13 protein-coding genes and 1 riboswitch are annotated in these 16,623 nt (G+C 41.0%); of the genes, 6 read left to right on the forward strand and 7 right to left on the reverse strand.

The window, feature by feature from the left end; all coding sequences use genetic code 11:
* Positions 1 to 180 precede the first annotated feature (180 nt).
* On the forward strand, positions 181 to 945 hold the full coding sequence (map, locus tag ACFSKL_RS04555; RefSeq protein WP_376883883.1) for a type I methionyl aminopeptidase: 765 nt from the start codon (positions 181 to 183) through the stop codon (positions 943 to 945).
* Between the two features lie 495 nt (positions 946 to 1,440).
* Complete coding sequence (locus ACFSKL_RS04560) at positions 1,441 to 1,923, forward strand: DinB family protein (RefSeq protein ID WP_376883884.1); 483 nt, start codon at positions 1,441 to 1,443, stop codon at positions 1,921 to 1,923.
* 75 nt (positions 1,924 to 1,998) lie between these two features.
* Here ACFSKL_RS04560 and ACFSKL_RS04565 read toward each other — a convergent pair whose 3' ends face one another.
* Entirely contained in the window at positions 1,999 to 6,045 is a 4,047-nt protein-coding gene (locus ACFSKL_RS04565) for a hybrid sensor histidine kinase/response regulator transcription factor (RefSeq protein ID WP_376883886.1), read from the reverse strand.
* 267 nt (positions 6,046 to 6,312) lie between these two features.
* Here ACFSKL_RS04565 and ACFSKL_RS04570 point away from each other — a divergent pair, with 267 nt between their 5' ends.
* The 3 genes from ACFSKL_RS04570 (at position 6,313) to ACFSKL_RS04580 (ending at position 10,512) form a co-directional block, all read left to right on the forward strand.
* Complete coding sequence (locus ACFSKL_RS04570; RefSeq protein WP_376883887.1) at positions 6,313 to 7,644, forward strand: serine hydrolase domain-containing protein; 1,332 nt, start codon at positions 6,313 to 6,315, stop codon at positions 7,642 to 7,644.
* A gap of 67 nt (positions 7,645 to 7,711) precedes the next feature.
* Entirely contained in the window at positions 7,712 to 9,694 is a 1,983-nt protein-coding gene (locus ACFSKL_RS04575; RefSeq protein WP_376883889.1) for a glycoside hydrolase family 53 protein, read from the forward strand.
* Positions 9,695 to 9,867: 173 nt separating this feature from the next.
* A complete protein-coding gene (locus ACFSKL_RS04580) occupies positions 9,868 to 10,512 on the forward strand; it encodes a class I SAM-dependent methyltransferase (RefSeq protein ID WP_376883891.1) in 645 nt (214 codons plus the stop codon).
* Positions 10,513 to 10,557: 45 nt separating this feature from the next.
* Here the strand turns inward: ACFSKL_RS04580 and ACFSKL_RS04585 are convergent, their stop codons facing one another.
* The 3 genes from ACFSKL_RS04585 to ACFSKL_RS04595 form a co-directional block, all read right to left on the reverse strand.
* A complete protein-coding gene (locus tag ACFSKL_RS04585; RefSeq protein ID WP_376883893.1) occupies positions 10,558 to 11,607 on the reverse strand; it encodes a phosphohexose mutase family protein in 1,050 nt (349 codons plus the stop codon).
* Positions 11,608 to 11,967: 360 nt separating this feature from the next.
* Positions 11,968 to 12,534 carry an O-methyltransferase gene (locus ACFSKL_RS04590; protein WP_376883895.1) on the reverse strand — a complete coding sequence of 189 codons (567 nt, stop codon included), beginning with the start codon at positions 12,532 to 12,534 and terminating at the stop codon, positions 11,968 to 11,970.
* Between the two features lie 23 nt (positions 12,535 to 12,557).
* Positions 12,558 to 13,841, reverse strand: coding sequence for a voltage-gated chloride channel family protein (locus tag ACFSKL_RS04595; RefSeq protein ID WP_376883897.1), 1,284 nt, complete (start codon positions 13,839 to 13,841; stop codon positions 12,558 to 12,560).
* Positions 13,842 to 13,912: 71 nt separating this feature from the next.
* Positions 13,913 to 13,979, reverse strand: a riboswitch (Fluoride riboswitch).
* A gap of 521 nt (positions 13,980 to 14,500) precedes the next feature.
* On the opposite strand from ACFSKL_RS04595, the gene ACFSKL_RS04600 reads away from it, so the two are divergent.
* A complete protein-coding gene (locus ACFSKL_RS04600) occupies positions 14,501 to 15,412 on the forward strand; it encodes a TIGR01777 family oxidoreductase (protein WP_376883899.1) in 912 nt (303 codons plus the stop codon).
* Between the two features lie 495 nt (positions 15,413 to 15,907).
* Here ACFSKL_RS04600 and ACFSKL_RS04605 read toward each other — a convergent pair whose 3' ends face one another.
* Genes ACFSKL_RS04605 through ACFSKL_RS04615 form a run of 3 tightly spaced genes read right to left on the reverse strand, consistent with a single transcriptional unit; the run spans position 15,908 to position 16,576 of the window.
* Positions 15,908 to 16,081: a PLDc N-terminal domain-containing protein gene (locus tag ACFSKL_RS04605; RefSeq protein WP_241273926.1), complete on the reverse strand. Its 174-nt coding sequence runs from the start codon at positions 16,079 to 16,081 to the stop codon at positions 15,908 to 15,910.
* A gap of 7 nt (positions 16,082 to 16,088) precedes the next feature.
* Positions 16,089 to 16,334 carry a PLD nuclease N-terminal domain-containing protein gene (locus ACFSKL_RS04610; RefSeq protein ID WP_376883901.1) on the reverse strand — a complete coding sequence of 82 codons (246 nt, stop codon included), beginning with the start codon at positions 16,332 to 16,334 and terminating at the stop codon, positions 16,089 to 16,091.
* A complete protein-coding gene (locus tag ACFSKL_RS04615) occupies positions 16,331 to 16,576 on the reverse strand; it encodes a PLDc N-terminal domain-containing protein (RefSeq protein ID WP_376883903.1) in 246 nt (81 codons plus the stop codon). Before ACFSKL_RS04615 ends, ACFSKL_RS04610 begins: the two co-directional genes overlap by 4 nt.
* Positions 16,577 to 16,623: the final 47 nt, after the last annotated feature.

Below are 16,623 nucleotides of genomic sequence, written 5' to 3' on the forward strand. Positions count from 1 at the left end.
GTGAATCCGAGACTTAGTGTTCTTTGTGAAAAACTTGGTGATCTTAGTGGTTATAATTTTCACCACAAAGATCCCAAGGTAATAACACCAAGTTCACAAGAAAAAAAAACACTAAAGGCGAGGGATTTCCCCCCAGAGTGAGGCATTAAAACAAGTGGTTCAAAACAAAAAAAGAAACCCATGTCAATATCAAAAGAATCAGAACTAATCGGAATGCAAAAAGTAAGCGATGCTGTTGCTTACACTTTAAAAGAAATGAAGAACTATGCCAAGCCAGGTATGACAACCAAAGCACTTGATGCTTTTGGGGCAAGTATTCTGAAGGATTTTGGGGCAAACTCAGCACCCTTTATGACTTATAATTTCCCGGGCTGGACTTGCATCAGTGTCAACAATGAGTTCTGCCATGGCATCCCTTCCGACAAGAAAATCTTGAAAGAAGGTGACTTGATCAATATAGATGTTTCAGCTGAGCTAGATGGTTTTTGGTCGGACAATGGCAGCTCGTTTGTCTTGGGAGAAGACATCCACCAACATCAAAAATTAGTGGATGCGTCAAAAGAAATTTTGCTGAAAGCGATCAACAATATCAGAGGCGGTGTAAAAATAGCAGACTTGGGACATCTAATGGAAACAGAAGCCAAAAAGAGAGGTTACAAGGTCATCAAAGATCTAGGAGGCCATGGTATCGGCAGAAGCCTACATGAGCAGCCAGATGAATTGTTGAATTACAAAAACCGGTTTGACCACAGAAGGTTTAAGAAAAACTCGGTGGTAGCCATTGAAACCTTTATTTCAACAGCTTCATCGCACACTGTGCAGCAACATGATGGATGGACATTGGTTGGGAACAGAGGAGGATTTATGGCTCAGCATGAACACACCATTGTCGTTACTGATGCAAAACCAATTATTTTGACAGCTAAGAATGAACTTTGGGATTGAATGTGACAAAACAGAAAAAACCTGGATGCAAAACGTAAAATACATGCTTAAACTAACTGACCAAAATGCATCTTGGTATTTCACTGCGAAAAAACACCATCTATAAAAAAATACCAACTTATGGTGCTTGGAAAATTATATCCTATGGATACCAAGTAAAGATAGAGGGGCGAAAAGATGTTTGTTAGGAACATAAAGAAAAGAATAGAAATATTACAAGACAATAATATTGAACCTAACCAAACTACATACTGGGGAGGAATCGTGTCGCATTTGAGACTTTTAAAAAGAATGAGCCATGCCGGCAGTATAAACCAAAACCCAAAATGACCACAAAACCAATTCTTTTTATCTTGCTAATTTTGGTTCTCGTTTCCTGCAGAGAGAAAACCACATCCGATAAGAACAGCCTATAGAACTTTATGGATGGATAAAGCAGACTCAAGTCAAATGGATAAATGAGAAGTAAAATGACAAACTATTAAAATCATTCCGATGGACAGAAAGATCGTTGAAAACATTAGAGGACAGTTGAAAGATGTTCAGAATGGCATCACTTGGTACGATGACAATATTGAAAAGAAAATCAAACCGATTACGGAAAAACAAGCATTCATCAGACCAATCCCAGAAATACACAGCATCGCAGAATTGATTTCCCATATCTGGGTATGGAGAATGCATACCTTAAAAAAGCTCAAAGGCTTAGATTCAAATCTTACCATTGAAAGTCCGGAAAACTGGAAAGGGAACGAAGAATTAAAGACCATAGGCTGGACGCAACTCAAAGAGGATCTAAAGCAAAGCCAACATGAATTGGTACAATTCCTCGCCGATAAAGATGATGCATATCTGGAAAGCCATGCCCTCGGGGAAAAATACACCCCGAAACAGATGGCAGAAGGCATCATACACCATGATTTGTATCATCTTGGCCAGATCGGGATCACCATCAAGCTATTGAATGACAGACTTTGAGTTTCTCTCTTTTCTGAATTATGGAGACAAAAACACCTTAACATACCAAGCGAGATCGGGCAATGGCTACTATGTTTATTTCCTCCCATTGAACTTCTCTTGGTACTGTTTGGGACTCATCCCATACTCGGACTTAAATGCCCTTGAAAAATAGGACAAACTATTGAAACCAACCTGGAAAACGATCTCACTGACATTCCCTTCCTTATTTTGAAGCATAAGAGATGCTTTTTTCAATCTATACTTCTGAATCAGCTCTTTTGCCGAATGGTCTGTATTTGCCTTGAGTTTTCTGTATAGATGGGTGCTGCTCATCGCCATTTCCCTACTGATCATCTCTACACTCAGATCAGGATTGCTGATATTTGCCTCAATGATATCCATCACTTTTTTCACAAAGATATTATCCTCATTATCCATCCCTTTAGGCTGATCGGACAGCCCCATCAGTTCCTTCCGGAAATACAAACCCAATTCTTCCCTGCGGGCCAAAAGCTGATCTATATAGGCTTCCAAAAGCGGGATTTCAAATGGCTTGGTAAGATATGCATCTGCACCAACCCGAATCCCTTCCAATTGGTTTGCCGGAAGGGCTTTGGCAGTGAGTAGTATTATGGAAATAGGGCTGGTCATTGGGTTTTCCTTGATTTTGCTACAAAAGGAGATCCCATCCATTACAGGCATCATGATGTCAGAAACAATAATGTTTGGCAAAAAGCGGTTGGCTTTGAAAAGCCCCTCTTCCCCGTTTTCAGCAGTTATGAAGTGATATTTGTATCCAAGGCTGGTGACAATAAATTCAATAATCTCAGGGTTATCATCAATCAACAAAATAGTGGTTTTATCAGATGCTATATCAATCTGCACTGAATTTTGATATGGAGAATGAACTGGCATCCCTTTCCGTTCTTGACGATTTTCCTCCATAACGCAAGCTGATGGAGCAAGCCCATGCCCCATAGGTAGCGTCACCATAAAGGCTGTCCCCCGATTCAGCTGGCTCTTGACGGTGATCTCCCCCTGATGGAGGGACACGTATTCCTTGACAAGTGTCAAACCGATACCACTGCCGGAAGAATATTCTTTGCCTGCAGCTGCTTGGAAGAATCTATCAAAAATATGTCTTTGGGATTCTTCTTCAATACCTACCCCAGAGTCTATCACTTCGATATGAATTAAAGGGGGAAAATCCCCATCTTTAAGTTTTTCAGAAACGCAAAGGGTGATTTCCCCATAGTCTGGAGTGAATTTGAAGGCATTCGACAGGAGGTTAAACAGGATGGTTTCAAGTTTGTCTGCATCAGCCCAAAGTGTGGTATCTTTATCTATATGTTCAAAACCATATTGAATATGATGGCGCTGGGCTGTATCTTCAAACATGGCAAAAACCTGATGGCAAAAAGGGATCAGGTCAATTTTTTGGATATGGAGCTGGACACCATGATCAGGGATTTTATTGAAATCCAAAACCTGATTCACCAATTTGAGCAACCTGGAGGCATTCTTTTCTGCCAATTGAATTAATTTATGGCTGTTTTCATTTAGGTTTTGCTGGGTTTGAAGTTGATGTAGGGGAGGTAGAATCAAGCTGATCGGAGTACGTAGTTCATGGCTGATATTGGTAAAGAAATTCTCTTTCATTTTCTCCAATTCCTGGGAATGTTCCACTTTCAGCTTTGAGATTTTCAGTTCGTTTGTCAGCTTCACCCTTCCAGCATAAGTTTTGAGTGCGATATAAACAAGCCCAATGATCGCAACCACATACCCTACAACAAAATACCAACGCAACAGGAATGGTGGCAAAACATGGATCTTCAGGCTGCTGATAGCCGTTTCATTTTGTCCCTTCAGATTGATGGATTTGACCAAAAAAGTATATTCCCCAGCTGGGACGTTGGAGTAGACAGCCTTATTTTTTGTGCCCGAAACCTGATGCCAAATATCCTCAAAGTCTTGGAGTTGGTATGCATAGCGGTTTTGTTCAGGCTGTAAAAAATCCAAGGCAGAGAATTGTAGGGCAAATGAGCGTTCGTCATAGTCCAGGGTCAATTGCTCTACAAAAGAGATATCCTGTTCGAGCAATATCCTTCCATTGATTAGCTCGTTGATTTTCACAGATCGATTGTTTACTTCCAATCCTGTGATATATATGGGAGGTTGGCCTTTTGAAGTTTGTATTTGGAAAGGGGAAAAACTGATAAATCCATTGTCTCCCCCAAATATCAGCCGACCGTCATCCCTACGGGCAGCACAGTTATAATAAAAACTTTTGATGGGGAGATGGCTTTCCAGGGGGTAACTGTGAAGCTTGCCTGCATTGGGGTCAAACTTCTGGATTGAACTGTTGCTTACCGACCAAATATTCCCTCCACCATCCTCTGTGATGCTGCTGATGATCTCATCACTTACAGATAGGACGTCATGGATTGTTACACTATCCAATTTTGGATCATATTGTATGAGTCCATTGAGGGTTCCTGCCCAAACCTCCCCTTTCTTGGAAAAATACAGGGTATTGATCATCTGTCTGTCCACTGCTTTGTTGAAGGTAGGAATTGGGCGAGCTTGCAGGGTCTCTGGATCTACCCTGTAGAGCTCGTCATATTCTATGGTCCAGATACCTCCACCTCCATAGACAAACTTCTCCGAACTTGACTCCAAATCGCTGACTTCGTCAAAATAGACTGAATCCAATTGCCCATCTGTGTTTGCCAATCTATACAACCCGCCTTGCCAAGCACTCATCCAAATAGTCCCATCCGGTTCTTGGCAAAAATGTCCGATATAATTGGAGTGTAGTCCATTGATACTATCTGCACGGATTTCATACATCCTGTTTTCTTTGGAATCCCATATGTTGATCCCACCTACAGTCCCTATCCATATTCTACCTCTTTGGTCCTCCAACAGTGCCGAAACATTATCCGCAATAAGCCGTCTTTCAGGTTTGGACTGGCTGTTGAATATGGTCTTTGATTCTGTATCCGGATCCATTTGGATGACTCCATGTTGGGTGGCGAGCCAATAATCCCCCTGCTTAGAGACTATCAAAGACTTGATTTGGTTACCTATCCCCTGTCCTTTGGAGGAGATATCATGGACAGTATAGAAATTACCGTTTTTATTGACTTTACTAAGTCCATTGGAACTTGCCAGCCAAATCACTCCATTTCGGTCTTCATAGATTCTCCAGATCACATTGTTGGCAATGGAATAGGGATATAAAGGGTGGTGGAAATGTTGCGTATTTTCTGTCGAAATAGGATCATAGATGTTCAATCCAAAATCTGTCCCGAGCCACAATTGTCCCTGGTCATCCTGAAAAATAGTCTTGATTACTTTGTTGCTGAAGATTTTCTCTTCTGGTTCAATTGGCAAAACCTCCATTTTTTGGGAATGCACCCGAAACAAACCCTGCCCAGTACCAATCCAAAGATTTGGGTCTTCATTCAGAGAAGGTTTAATATCCAAAATCAGCATGTTGTCCAAAGCCAAATTCCCATTGGTCGGAAGTAAAAGTTGTGTAAACTCTTCCAGACCATTTCTCATGTAGTTGAGTCCATCAAAAGTTCCGACCCAGACATTCCCCATTTTGTCTTCGAAAATGCTCCGAATCATGTTATGGGATAAATTGCTGTTCTCTTTGTCATAAACCCTATACTTTCCAGTCACCAAATCGTAGCGGACAATACCACTTCCAGTCCCAATCCAGAGGGTATTGTCCCTCCCTAGGTGTAGCGTCCTGATGATGTTGATATTATCCAAATGAACCCTGGTGACCTCCAAGGTTTTTATATTGATCTTACTCAGACCTTTCCAACTCCCTACCCATAAGTCATCTCCACAAGGCAACAAAGCTGTCAGCAAATTTGATGGAATCGAAACATCTTGGTTACTTTTCCTGAAAATTGAAAAATTGTTCCCATCATATCTCGCCAACCCGGCATTGGTACTGACCCACAAAAAACCATATTTATCCTGGACAATATCGGAGATGACATTGGTCGGCAGGCCGTCTTTTATGGTGAGGTTATTGAAGTAAAGTTCCTGTGCATTGCAATGATTCCTTAGAATCAGCAACCCTACGATCAGCAATGCTTTCACCAGCGATTTCACTATCATTTTTTTTCAGGATAGGTCTTAAGACAGGTTATTTAGCCTGCGGTTATCAAGTGATTTAGAACATAACCTAATGGTTCATTCAAAACCCAATGTAGGGAAAATTGTCAGTTAATCTATCCCGTCATTTCCTGCAAAAGCTGTCAAAAAAGATCAAATGGGCTAAAAGTGCCAGTTTATGTATGAAAAGTGAAAGTTTTTTGCCTGATGAAAAACTACATTTGGTGTAGTTGAAACCAATAAATAATTACCAATTACCCAAAGTCACTTATGAAATTTACATTTCTACTATTTGTATTCTCATTTTTTGCGGCATTGAGTTGCAAGTCCCCCCAAAACCAAGAGCAAGAAGAGAAGGTTATCGAAACATTCAACTATAATCCGGATCTGCCCAAACTAGGGATTGATGCGAACAAAATCGAAAGCATAGACTCATTGCTACAAGGTTTTGTTGAGGATAAAAAGTTAAGCAGTGTAGCTGCATTTGTCGCAAAAGGAGGAAATGTAGTCTATAAAAAGGCTTTTGGACTAAAAGATATCGAAAACCAGATCCCCGCAGATATCAACGATTATTACGTGCTTTTTTCCCAGACCAAAGCAGTGGTTACGGTAGCTTTTATGACATTGGTAGAGAAAGGTTTGGTTGCCGTTGACGACCCTGTTTCCAAATATTTCCCCGAAATCCCCCATGAGATTGTAACCAAAGTGAATGATGACGGTACTTTTGAAACGCGTCAGGTAGAAAACCCAATGACTTTTGCCCACCTGATGTCCCATTCTTCTGGCCTCAATGCCGGACTTGTAGGGGATATTCGACGCAAAGAAGGAAAAAGGGGCGGAGCACCCGCAGGATTTGGTGGCAATATGCCTGAAAAGACTCCAAATGGCCAACGAAGTTTTGGAGGGAATCCGGAATCGAAATACCTCGAAGAACAAATGCTTTCCCTGGTAAAGTACCCTTTGGGGTTTGAACCCGGTACCGAATGGAATTATCACGTAAGCACCAATATGCTTGCCTACATGGTAGAGCGCATATCCGGTCAGCCTTTGCGCGAATATGTGAAAGAGAACATCCTCAGTCCACTGGGCATGGAGGATACAGATTGGTATTACCAGCCAGATGCTCTGGATCGATTTGTAAAACCATACAGCGCTATTGATGGTGAATTGGAACCAGGCACCCACATGTATGCCAAAGGAGCGGTCAGCGATGAGCAGACCTATTGTGAAGGAGCTATTGGACTGAATGGTCCTATAGAAGACTATGCGAGGTTTTGCCAAATGCTGCTGAACAAAGGCCAATTCAACGGACACCAAATATTGAAACCTGAAACCATAGAATTGATGACAACCAAAAACCAACTCCCCTCCGAAAATTCAGGAGGCAAGGGTTTTCAATTTGGTCTTGGCTTTGAACTCCACAATGAAAAGAAACCTATCCCAGCAGTTTCTGATTCTGCATATGCTTGGGGTGGCATGTTGGGGACGGCCTATATCATAGATCCAGAAAATGATTTGATTGTCTTGTTTTACACAAACATGTTTAAGGCAGAACCAACGTACCCGGTATTTTTGGAAAAGGTATATCGTTCATTGAAGTAGTTATCACGAAAGCAAAAATCCTTAATGAACCTTTTGGATCATCTATAGAAAATTAAACCAAACATCAATGAACCTAAAAAAATTGCGAATTTTAAGCCTGTTGTTTCTGATGACACTTTCGGTATCGTCTTTTGCGAGTAAAAATGAAGAAAAGAAATTCAGAATAGGAGCTGACATCTCCTTTGTACCGCAGGTAGAAGCGCAGGGAATGAAGTTTTATGATGAAAACAATGTAGAAAGGGATGTAGTAGAGATTTTGGCAAACAACCATTTCAACAGCATCAGACTGCGTATTTTTGTTGACCCTAGGGCGGAAAAGGGATATTCAAAAGAGGGTTTTTGTGATCTTGAGAATACTTTGGCCATGGCCAAAAGGATCAAAAAAGCCGGAATGGAATTTACGCTTGATTTTCATTACAGTGATACTTGGGCAGATCCAGACAAGCAGTTCAAGCCTTCTTCTTGGGAGGGGGCATCAGGCAAGGCACTCGAAGACAGTGTTTACAATTACACCAAAAGGGTACTTACTGTCCTTAAAAAAGAAGGGGTAGCCCCTGATATGGTGCAGGTAGGAAATGAAATCAATCACGGAATGATCTGGCCAGAGGGCAAACTCATGGATGATGCTACTGAAGATGACTGGAAAACTCTGATGGGATTATATGTAGCAGGCCAAAAAGCTGTACGCGAAACCCTACCGGATTCCAAACTGATGGTTCATTTGGCATTGGGTGGCCAAAATGGGCTATCTAGGGATTTTTTGGACAAGATGAAGCTCTATGGCGCCGAATATGATGTCGTGGGCTTGTCATACTATGAAAAATGGCATGGCACCTACAGTGATTTAAAAGAGAATTTAGATGATCTGGCAAATACCTATGGCAAACCAATTGTGGTTTGTGAGTATGGCGCAAATCAGGAAAACATAAAAATCATCAATGACATTGTTCGCTCAATCCCAGACAACTTGGGTATGGGAACCATGGCCTGGGAACCTCTCCGGGCATACTTTGGAAAAGATGGGAAACCAGTCAAAGAGTTCTTTGCGATCTATGAACAAATCCACCAGCAATATGAGGATCCAAATTTCTCACCTAAAGTAGACCTGCCTATAGAAAGGACACTTGCCATTGAAAAACCGATAATCGGTGCTGACATTTCATTCGTACCCCAGATGGAAGCTAGGGGCACCAAATACACGGACAAGGGTGTTGAAAAGGATGTTGTGGAAATTTTGAAAGACAATAGCTTCAATTGGATCAGACTCAGGCTTTTTGTAGATCCGACATCGGAAGGTGGCTACTCAAAAGAAGGGTATTGTGGTCTGGAAGAAACTATAAAAATGGCGAAAAGAGTCAAAGCAGCCGGCATGAAATTCCTTCTGGATTTTCATTATAGTGATACATGGGCAGATCCGGGCAAACAATTTATGCCTGTATCTTGGGCTGAATTAAAGGGGTCTGCATTGGAAGGCAAAATATACAGCTATACAAATGAAGTCGTAAGAAGATTTATTGATGAAGGCTTGAGACCGGAAATGATACAGATCGGCAATGAAATCCACAATGGCATGCTGTGGCCTGTGGGCAAGATAGAGGGTGATTCGGCAGAATCCTTTTGCTTGCTCCTCAGAGGTGCGAGTGCTGCAGTACGTGAAGTTGACCCCGATATTGGCATCATGGTACACATCGCCAAGGCACATGACCTCAAGAACTCCATCAAATTCTTTGACAAGATCATCAGCCGGGATGTCAAATTCGACATCATAGGTCAGTCTTACTACCCAGAATGGCACGGGAATCTCGAAAACATGGAATCAAATATGATTGAAATTGCCAACAGATACCATAAGCCTATCATTATCGTCGAATACAAAGAACATAAAAAAGAAGTGAACGAGATCGTAAAAAATCTTCCAAATGGCTTAGGACTGGGTACGTTTATCTGGGAAGCTACCTCTCCAAGATGGGGCGATCTGTTTGATCGAAATGGAGCTACCAATAAAAACATGAAGATATATCCGGTATTTTATAATGACTACTCCAAGTAAATATACAGAAGCATAGTTGAAGGCACTTCCACAAACCTTCCAATTGGCCTAACCAAAGAAACAATACCGAAAACTCCCCCTTGGAATACCCTAATTAATTTTCCATAGGGGGATTTTCATTTAAAAACAGTCAAACTTAGCGAGCCTTAGGTTATTTTTCGCCAACTTGGAAAATGAACAAAAACTGCCCCCTTTGTTTAGCCGACAACCAAAATTTTGCATACAATGGAGTATTTACCCATTGCCCCAACTGTGACTTGGTCTTTAGGAATCCAAGCCCTACTTTTCTAGGGGTAAATGAAAAAAAACACTACCAAAAACATGTGAACGGACCACAGTACCCAGGCTATGTCTCATTTTTAAAGAGGGCAATTAACCCAATTTCAGAATATTTGAAGCCAAATCTCCAAGCCTTGGATTTTGGCTGTGGGCCAGGTCCTGCAATAGATTTTATTCTTCAAGACCATGATATTTCCTGTGACAATTATGACCCGTTCTTTTTCCCGGATGGAATCAAATCCAAAGCCTATGACTTAATCTTCGCCACAGAATGCCTGGAACATTTCCACAATCCCGCAAAGGATCTTGAAAACATCCTCAACCTCCTAAAACCACATGGAAAGCTATCTGTCATGACTGATTTCCACGCTGGACTTGAAGCAATACCCACTTGGTACTATACAAAAGATCTTACCCATGTATCATTTTTTTCCCACAATACCATGCAGTGGATTGCCAAGAATCATGGCTTGGAAATACAGTATTCCGACAATACCCGGGTTTGTGTATTTGAAAAAAAAACCACCCCATGTTCTTAAGATGGAGTGGTTAAAGTATTTCAATTCAGAAATATTGAAGACGCCTCAAATTCCCCTGTTCAACATCTGGACCACTTTCATGATCTCCTGGTCCAACATTTTATTGACCACTTCAAATCTTTGTTTTGAATTCACAGACTCCCTGATGCTGATGTAATAAGTCATCTTTTCCGCTGTAGGGGCAAATGTGATAAAGACATAATTTGTCCCTTCGATCTTGAGCATATTGGTTGTACTAGATTCAAAAGGATAAACCTTATCGGTAAGTACATTGATTTTCTTGCCTTTCAAATAATCCGTAATCGTACTTAAAGGGAAAGTAGCTTCCAAAGCTTTGGGATTCTTCCTGATAGAATCCATAAAAGTCGTCAACTGCTTGCTTTGGGCTTTGGTAGCAATATCCAAGGAAACGGTCTTTTCCTTGTAAAAACCGTTATAGAAATAAATCTCCAACAGATAATCAAACATGGTTTTTTCCAAAGCACCTTGTTCTCCTTCTATTTGAACCAATGATGCAACGATATCGGCAAAACTCAAATCTGAATGCATCACCTGCTGATCGATATTGAATCCTGCTAGTACACTGTCTGCTTTTTCTTTGTTCACTCTTTGGAAAGCAGTATCCAGGTCGCCGTGGTCAAGAACTACATCAACGGTCTCTACCCCTCCTTTGTGCGCCAAATTATCCAAAAGGTCAGATATCAACACAGACTTCAGAAGTATCAAGTCTTGATATTCTCCAGAAGTAGACCATCTATACAATAATATCGCTGCAACTTGATGGCTATTCAAAACCATCAATTGCCCATCCTTTTCTTTTCTCACAACCATCGCCACCCTGTTATTTTCCGGATCAACTGCGATAATAAGGTTATGTCCTTCTTCCCTGGCTTTCTCAATGGCTGGCTTCAAAGCGACAAAATTGAATGTTCGGTCCTCAGGAACTTTGTCCAACACCACTTGGTCAAGTACATGGACTTCCTTTTCAATTTTCCTTGCAAGTTTCGATTGATCATCAAAAGATACCAATAAGACTTTGTTCTGAAATTCGGGTTTTGATGATTCTGTGCTTTGATCGATTGCTTCTTGGCTCATATGCTATTACTTCTTGTTTTATCAAATCCTCTCATAAGTCAACTGACCCACAAGCTTTTCTGTTCATTTAATTTCAAATCCCTCCTCACCAAACACTCAAAACCATTCCAATTCAAGCTTTCGCATGAGATTGTTTTCTTTGGTGACATGTTTAACAAATTTATCGGATAGATCAGTAGCTGATAAAAAATGCTTCTGACATCATAGGTGAATCCAGTGAGTTTTATTTGTTATTTTATACAAATTTATTGAAGATACGGGTTAAAAAAAATAAAAAGCGCATTTGAGAAGAAAAAGATTCTGTTTTTGTGTAAATAATTCGATGAAATGATTTTTCATTTCGGCCACCTCAGCAATCAATCACTTTTTGGCAGCAATGATTATTCCTGTCGCCCAGTTTTGCTTAGTAAGTACCAAATCACTTCTGCTTTCCAATTGCTCGACAAATTTGATTGCTTTTTCCTGATGTCCATCCGGCCAATTTGGTTGCGGAAGCATATCATCCACGATATATAGCCCACCTGTATTCAGCATATCCAAGACCTCGTCCAAAAGAAGGTATTTCCCATGCCAAGTATCTGCAAAAATGTAATCAAATTTCAATCCTGAATTATTCCTCACCCAATCTTCCCCGTCAACATGCACCAGTTTCAAGCGATTATCATAGCCCAAAAACTCATTCGCTATTGCCAATAAATTCTCATCATTGTCAATAGTGATGATGCTAGCATTGGCATCCATTCCATCAAGTATCCAAGAGGTAGAAAGCCCCGAACCTGTCCCCAACTCCAAAAAGCTACCTCCTGGTTTGGTCATTGCCAAAGTCCTTAACAAGGAGCAAGTCAAAATATCAGAAGCCATAGTAAAACCACTTTCCTTTGTTGCTTTATCGATTTCATGATAAAATCTTGGTACTCTGTACTTCATTCCTTGTACAGATAGGAACCAACCTACCCTCCTCCCAAGCGCTTCCCTTTTTCATTCATCCGCATTTTGCTCTTAGGTGACCCCACCACTTGGGAATTGTAGATCCCTGCATGTCCACTGAAGATATAAGCTACTACACAAGCCACCCCAATAAAAATCCCCGACTCTGCCCCAAAAAGCTCAATGCCCATCAGGGTACATGCCAAAGGTGTATTGGTTGCTCCAGAAAACACCCCTACAAAACCCATTCCTGCCAATAAAGCCACAGGCAAGGGAATCAAAAAGGAAAGGGCATTGCCCAAAGTCGCCCCTGTATAAAACAAGGGGGTCACTTCCCCTCCTTTGAATCCTGCACCCAGAGTCAAAGATGTCATACCGATCTTTGCCAAGAAATCATACCAGGGCAGATCTTCCGAAAAAGCCTCCACAATTGTCGGCACCCCAAGTCCAATATATTTTGTCGTCCCCATGGCAAGTACTATCAAAGCCACCATCAGACCTCCCACTACCGGCCTCAATGGTGGATAGGAAATATATTTCCTAAATACCTCAGACCAAAAGTGAGTTGCCTTGGCAAACAACCTTCCAGCCAAACCAAAACAAATCCCAGCAGGAATGATCCACAGAAGATTGATCAGGTCTATATTCGGGACAAAAGGTATCTCATACTGGGTATGGTGAACCTGCCAAAATCCCGCACAGGCATAATGTGCTACAAATGCACCAATAAAAGCTGGCAAAATCGATTCATAGCGGATCCTTCCGACTACCAACCATTCCAAGGCAAAAACAGCGCCTGCCAAAGGAGTCCCAAACACCGAGGAAAAACCTGCCGCAACACCAATCGTGATGATGATCCTTCTATCTTCCTTGCTCAGCTTAAACCATTTGGTAAATTGATCGGCTATCGCCCCCCCCATCTGGACTGCCGTACCTTCTCGTCCGGCCGAACCTCCAAATAGATGGGTTGCCAAAGTCCCAAAAAGCACCAAAGGAGCCATTCTCAGAGGGATGGTTTTTTGGGGGTTGTAAAATTCCTCCAAAAGCTGGTTGTTGCCCCTGACGACATCCTGCCCAAACCGGTGGTAAGTCCAGCCTATCAGCAATCCGCCCAAGGGCAATAGGGCAATGATCCACATATTTTCTTCCCGATAATCGGTCACCCAATGCAGTGAAACCAAAAAACCGGCAGATGCCGACCCTACAAGCAAACCAATCACAGTAGCCAAAATTAGCCATTTGACTGTAAACTGGAAACTTGGAAGAAACTCTTCTTTTGTAAATTCTCTGATTCTTAATTGTGCCATAACCTGCTCCAACATGCGCTAAAGGGAATCATTCCCCTCGAATAATTCCTTGGGAAATACTGATAATTAAAGTTGAAGTAGGAGTCATCAGCACCAAAAATGGGCGGTTGAAGGTGGAACCCCATCACCTATGCGTGACAAAAATAGCAAAGTATGTCTTCTAAGCTAAATTTATGTAGGTCTTTTTTCCATAGTTAAGTTGCTAACTTTTAAATATTAATATGATTATCCGAAAACATGAAATATTGTTTTGGGGATTTGGGTTTTCTGAAATCTTTAAAAGTCACCTTCAGATTTGGGCATCACAGATATTTAGTACATGAAGTAGAAGTTGATGCTGTGGAGTCCAAGAAAATTTGGGTGAAGATTTAACACCTCTTTTCTGAGAGATTTTTTTTGTACTGACATGCCATACGCCGTTCTTCCTTTACTTGGGTGTCCTCTGGGATCCTAGAGCTAATGACGAAAATATGAACGCCAATACCAAGCTTACCATTCGCAAAAGCTGTAAGGGTTTCAAAAAACAATACCATCACATTTCACCAAAAACCCGAAATTTTATTTCGTCTTTGAATTTACTTTGATTAACTTCTGATTCTTAAAACAATATACCTTCTAATTGATTTCATTAGTAAGGACATAGAGGAAAATTTAAAGTCATGAAAAAAGTATTAATCACAGGAGGATCTGGTCTGGTTGGTAAGCGAATCACTACACACCTGGAGACCAAAGGTCATGAAGTAGCATGGCTCAGCCGATCTCCAGACAAATACAGGCAAAAATCTTTTTTTTGGGATGTGGATGCAATGAAAATCGATGAAAATGCGATTGAATGGGCTGACACTATCATCCACCTTGCTGGTGAAGGGGTCGCAGAGAGCCGCTGGACTGCCAAAAGAAAACAAGCCATACTGCACAGCCGAACACATTCCACACAACTTCTTGCCGACACAATTTCCAGATCCAAAGAAAAGCCAAGTACTTTTGTGGCAGCCAGTGCAGTTGGTATCTATGGTTCAGACACAGCAGACACACAGATCAACGAAGGTAGCTTAGCTGGCAATGATTTTTTAGCCCAAGTTGTCAGTGCTTGGGAAAATGAAACCCAGAAGCTTGAGGGGCTAGGGTTGAGAACAGTAATACTGAGGATAGGAATCGTACTCTCTGAGTCTGGTGGTGCGCTCATGGAAATGCTCAAACCACCTATTGCCGCACCACTTGGATCGGGAAACCAGTGGATGAGCTGGATACAGATTGAGGATTTGGCACGCATGTTTGTTTTCGCAACAGAAAGCGAAGGGGTAACTGGGGTATTCAATGCAGTAGGTCCTCAACCTGTCACGAACAGAAACCTGACAGAAAATGCCGCCAAGAAGATACGTAAGCCTTTTGTAAGCATTGGTGTTCCCGGATTTATACTGAAGATAATTTTGGGCGAGATGGCACAGATCGTATTGGGAGGGAGCAAAGTGAGTTCAAAAAAGATTGAAGCTGCTGGATTCAAATTTCGATATCCTACCTTGGAAGAAGCTCTCGACAAAACGTTTTTGAAAGGTGGTGGGAGTGATTGAATAGCAGAAGGGGTCTGAATGGAAATCGGATATATGCTTCGCAATATAGATCAAAATATCCCCATACCTTTTGCAGACACGTTTGGCGATTAGAAAAATATTTAGGCTCAGATAGTCACAGGTCGTGATAAAGCTCACGTATTCTACCCATTTTGATCTCTGCTTCCTTGCGAAACTGTAGTAACCTGAGTTCGACTATTCTCACTTTGTCAACCTGCCTGCCGGCAGGCAGGAACGGTTTTAAATGGTGAGAACTACGAAAAGAAGGTGCGAACTTTTTTATGAAGTCATATTGGGATATTGCGGATTGAAAAAGTGAAGTAGATTGCCGTTTAAAACCGAATAGTCGGCTCAGTCAATAAAAACACCCATTTACTGCGTTAAATTCCTGAGCGATAGCTTAGGCTATCCCTCAAAAATTTGCCTTGTAACTGGATATTTTTATTGATTTTGACTTTGTGATAACAATCGAACTCAGGTTAGTAGATTTCAACATCAACTTGTCCCTTTTCTCCCAAAAAGAAACCAAAGTATGGTCCCCAACAATGGTAAAAACAACACTACTAAAATCCAAACAATTTTATCACTTCCTGTACCAAACCTTCTTGTCAATACATCATAAATAGTGTAGGCATATATCAAAAGCCCTATGATTCCCAGTCCAAACATTGCTCAATTATCTATAATTGTTAAAATTATTATTGCCTTTTTGTGATGGGGCTACTATCCAATAGATGATTGTTCCCAGTGGATTTGTAAATATAACTACCAAAACCCAAATGAGTTTCATATTTGGATCTTGAAAAGTTGATTTCACAATATCAATGATGGTCACAACCCAAAATATAAAAAACACAAAGGATAGAAAACCTAAGATCAGAAGGGACCTCCCTCCCAGTTCTCCAATAAATAATAAATTCATCTTAATCGGATTTTTTGTTTACGTGAAATATGACTGTAGAGAAATGGTGCAAGTGGATTTATAAAAATCAAAATTAGACCCCAAAGTAATTTTACTGAATTATCCTTAAATTCGGAATTCAATAAATCGACAATGCACCAAATCCACAAAATTCCATACAGCACCATCGCCAGGAAAACTGCATTTGGTATCATTGAAGTCGAGTAATTGGGAGTAATAAATTCCATATACATGATTTGCATTAAAACCACAAAGAACCGAATCTACTAAAAATAGCTTAAAACTACTG

The organism is Belliella marina, assembly GCF_042682445.1.
Classification (GTDB): Bacteria; Bacteroidota; Bacteroidia; order Cytophagales; family Cyclobacteriaceae; genus Belliella; species Belliella marina.

What these genes read in the sequence shown, in the direction of transcription:
- ACFSKL_RS04595 (WP_376883897.1), bottom strand. Translation starts at nt 13,841, where the DNA reads ATGGCACAATTAAGAATCAGAGAATTTACAAAAGAAGAGTTTCTTCCA.
- map (WP_376883883.1), top strand. Translation starts at nt 181, where the DNA reads ATGTCAATATCAAAAGAATCAGAACTAATCGGAATGCAAAAAGTAAGC.
- ACFSKL_RS04605 (WP_241273926.1), bottom strand. Translation starts at nt 16,081, where the DNA reads ATGTTTGGACTGGGAATCATAGGGCTTTTGATATATGCCTACACTATT.
- ACFSKL_RS04610 (WP_376883901.1), bottom strand. Translation starts at nt 16,334, where the DNA reads ATGAATTTATTATTTATTGGAGAACTGGGAGGGAGGTCCCTTCTGATC.
- ACFSKL_RS04580 (WP_376883891.1), top strand. Translation starts at nt 9,868, where the DNA reads ATGAACAAAAACTGCCCCCTTTGTTTAGCCGACAACCAAAATTTTGCA.
- ACFSKL_RS04565 (WP_376883886.1), bottom strand. Translation starts at nt 6,045, where the DNA reads ATGATAGTGAAATCGCTGGTGAAAGCATTGCTGATCGTAGGGTTGCTG.
- ACFSKL_RS04615 (WP_376883903.1), bottom strand. Translation starts at nt 16,576, where the DNA reads ATGCAAATCATGTATATGGAATTTATTACTCCCAATTACTCGACTTCA.
- ACFSKL_RS04600 (WP_376883899.1), top strand. Translation starts at nt 14,501, where the DNA reads ATGAAAAAAGTATTAATCACAGGAGGATCTGGTCTGGTTGGTAAGCGA.
- ACFSKL_RS04560 (WP_376883884.1), top strand. Translation starts at nt 1,441, where the DNA reads ATGGACAGAAAGATCGTTGAAAACATTAGAGGACAGTTGAAAGATGTT.
- ACFSKL_RS04585 (WP_376883893.1), bottom strand. Translation starts at nt 11,607, where the DNA reads ATGAGCCAAGAAGCAATCGATCAAAGCACAGAATCATCAAAACCCGAA.
- ACFSKL_RS04575 (WP_376883889.1), top strand. Translation starts at nt 7,712, where the DNA reads ATGAACCTAAAAAAATTGCGAATTTTAAGCCTGTTGTTTCTGATGACA.
- ACFSKL_RS04570 (WP_376883887.1), top strand. Translation starts at nt 6,313, where the DNA reads ATGAAATTTACATTTCTACTATTTGTATTCTCATTTTTTGCGGCATTG.
- ACFSKL_RS04590 (WP_376883895.1), bottom strand. Translation starts at nt 12,534, where the DNA reads ATGAAGTACAGAGTACCAAGATTTTATCATGAAATCGATAAAGCAACA.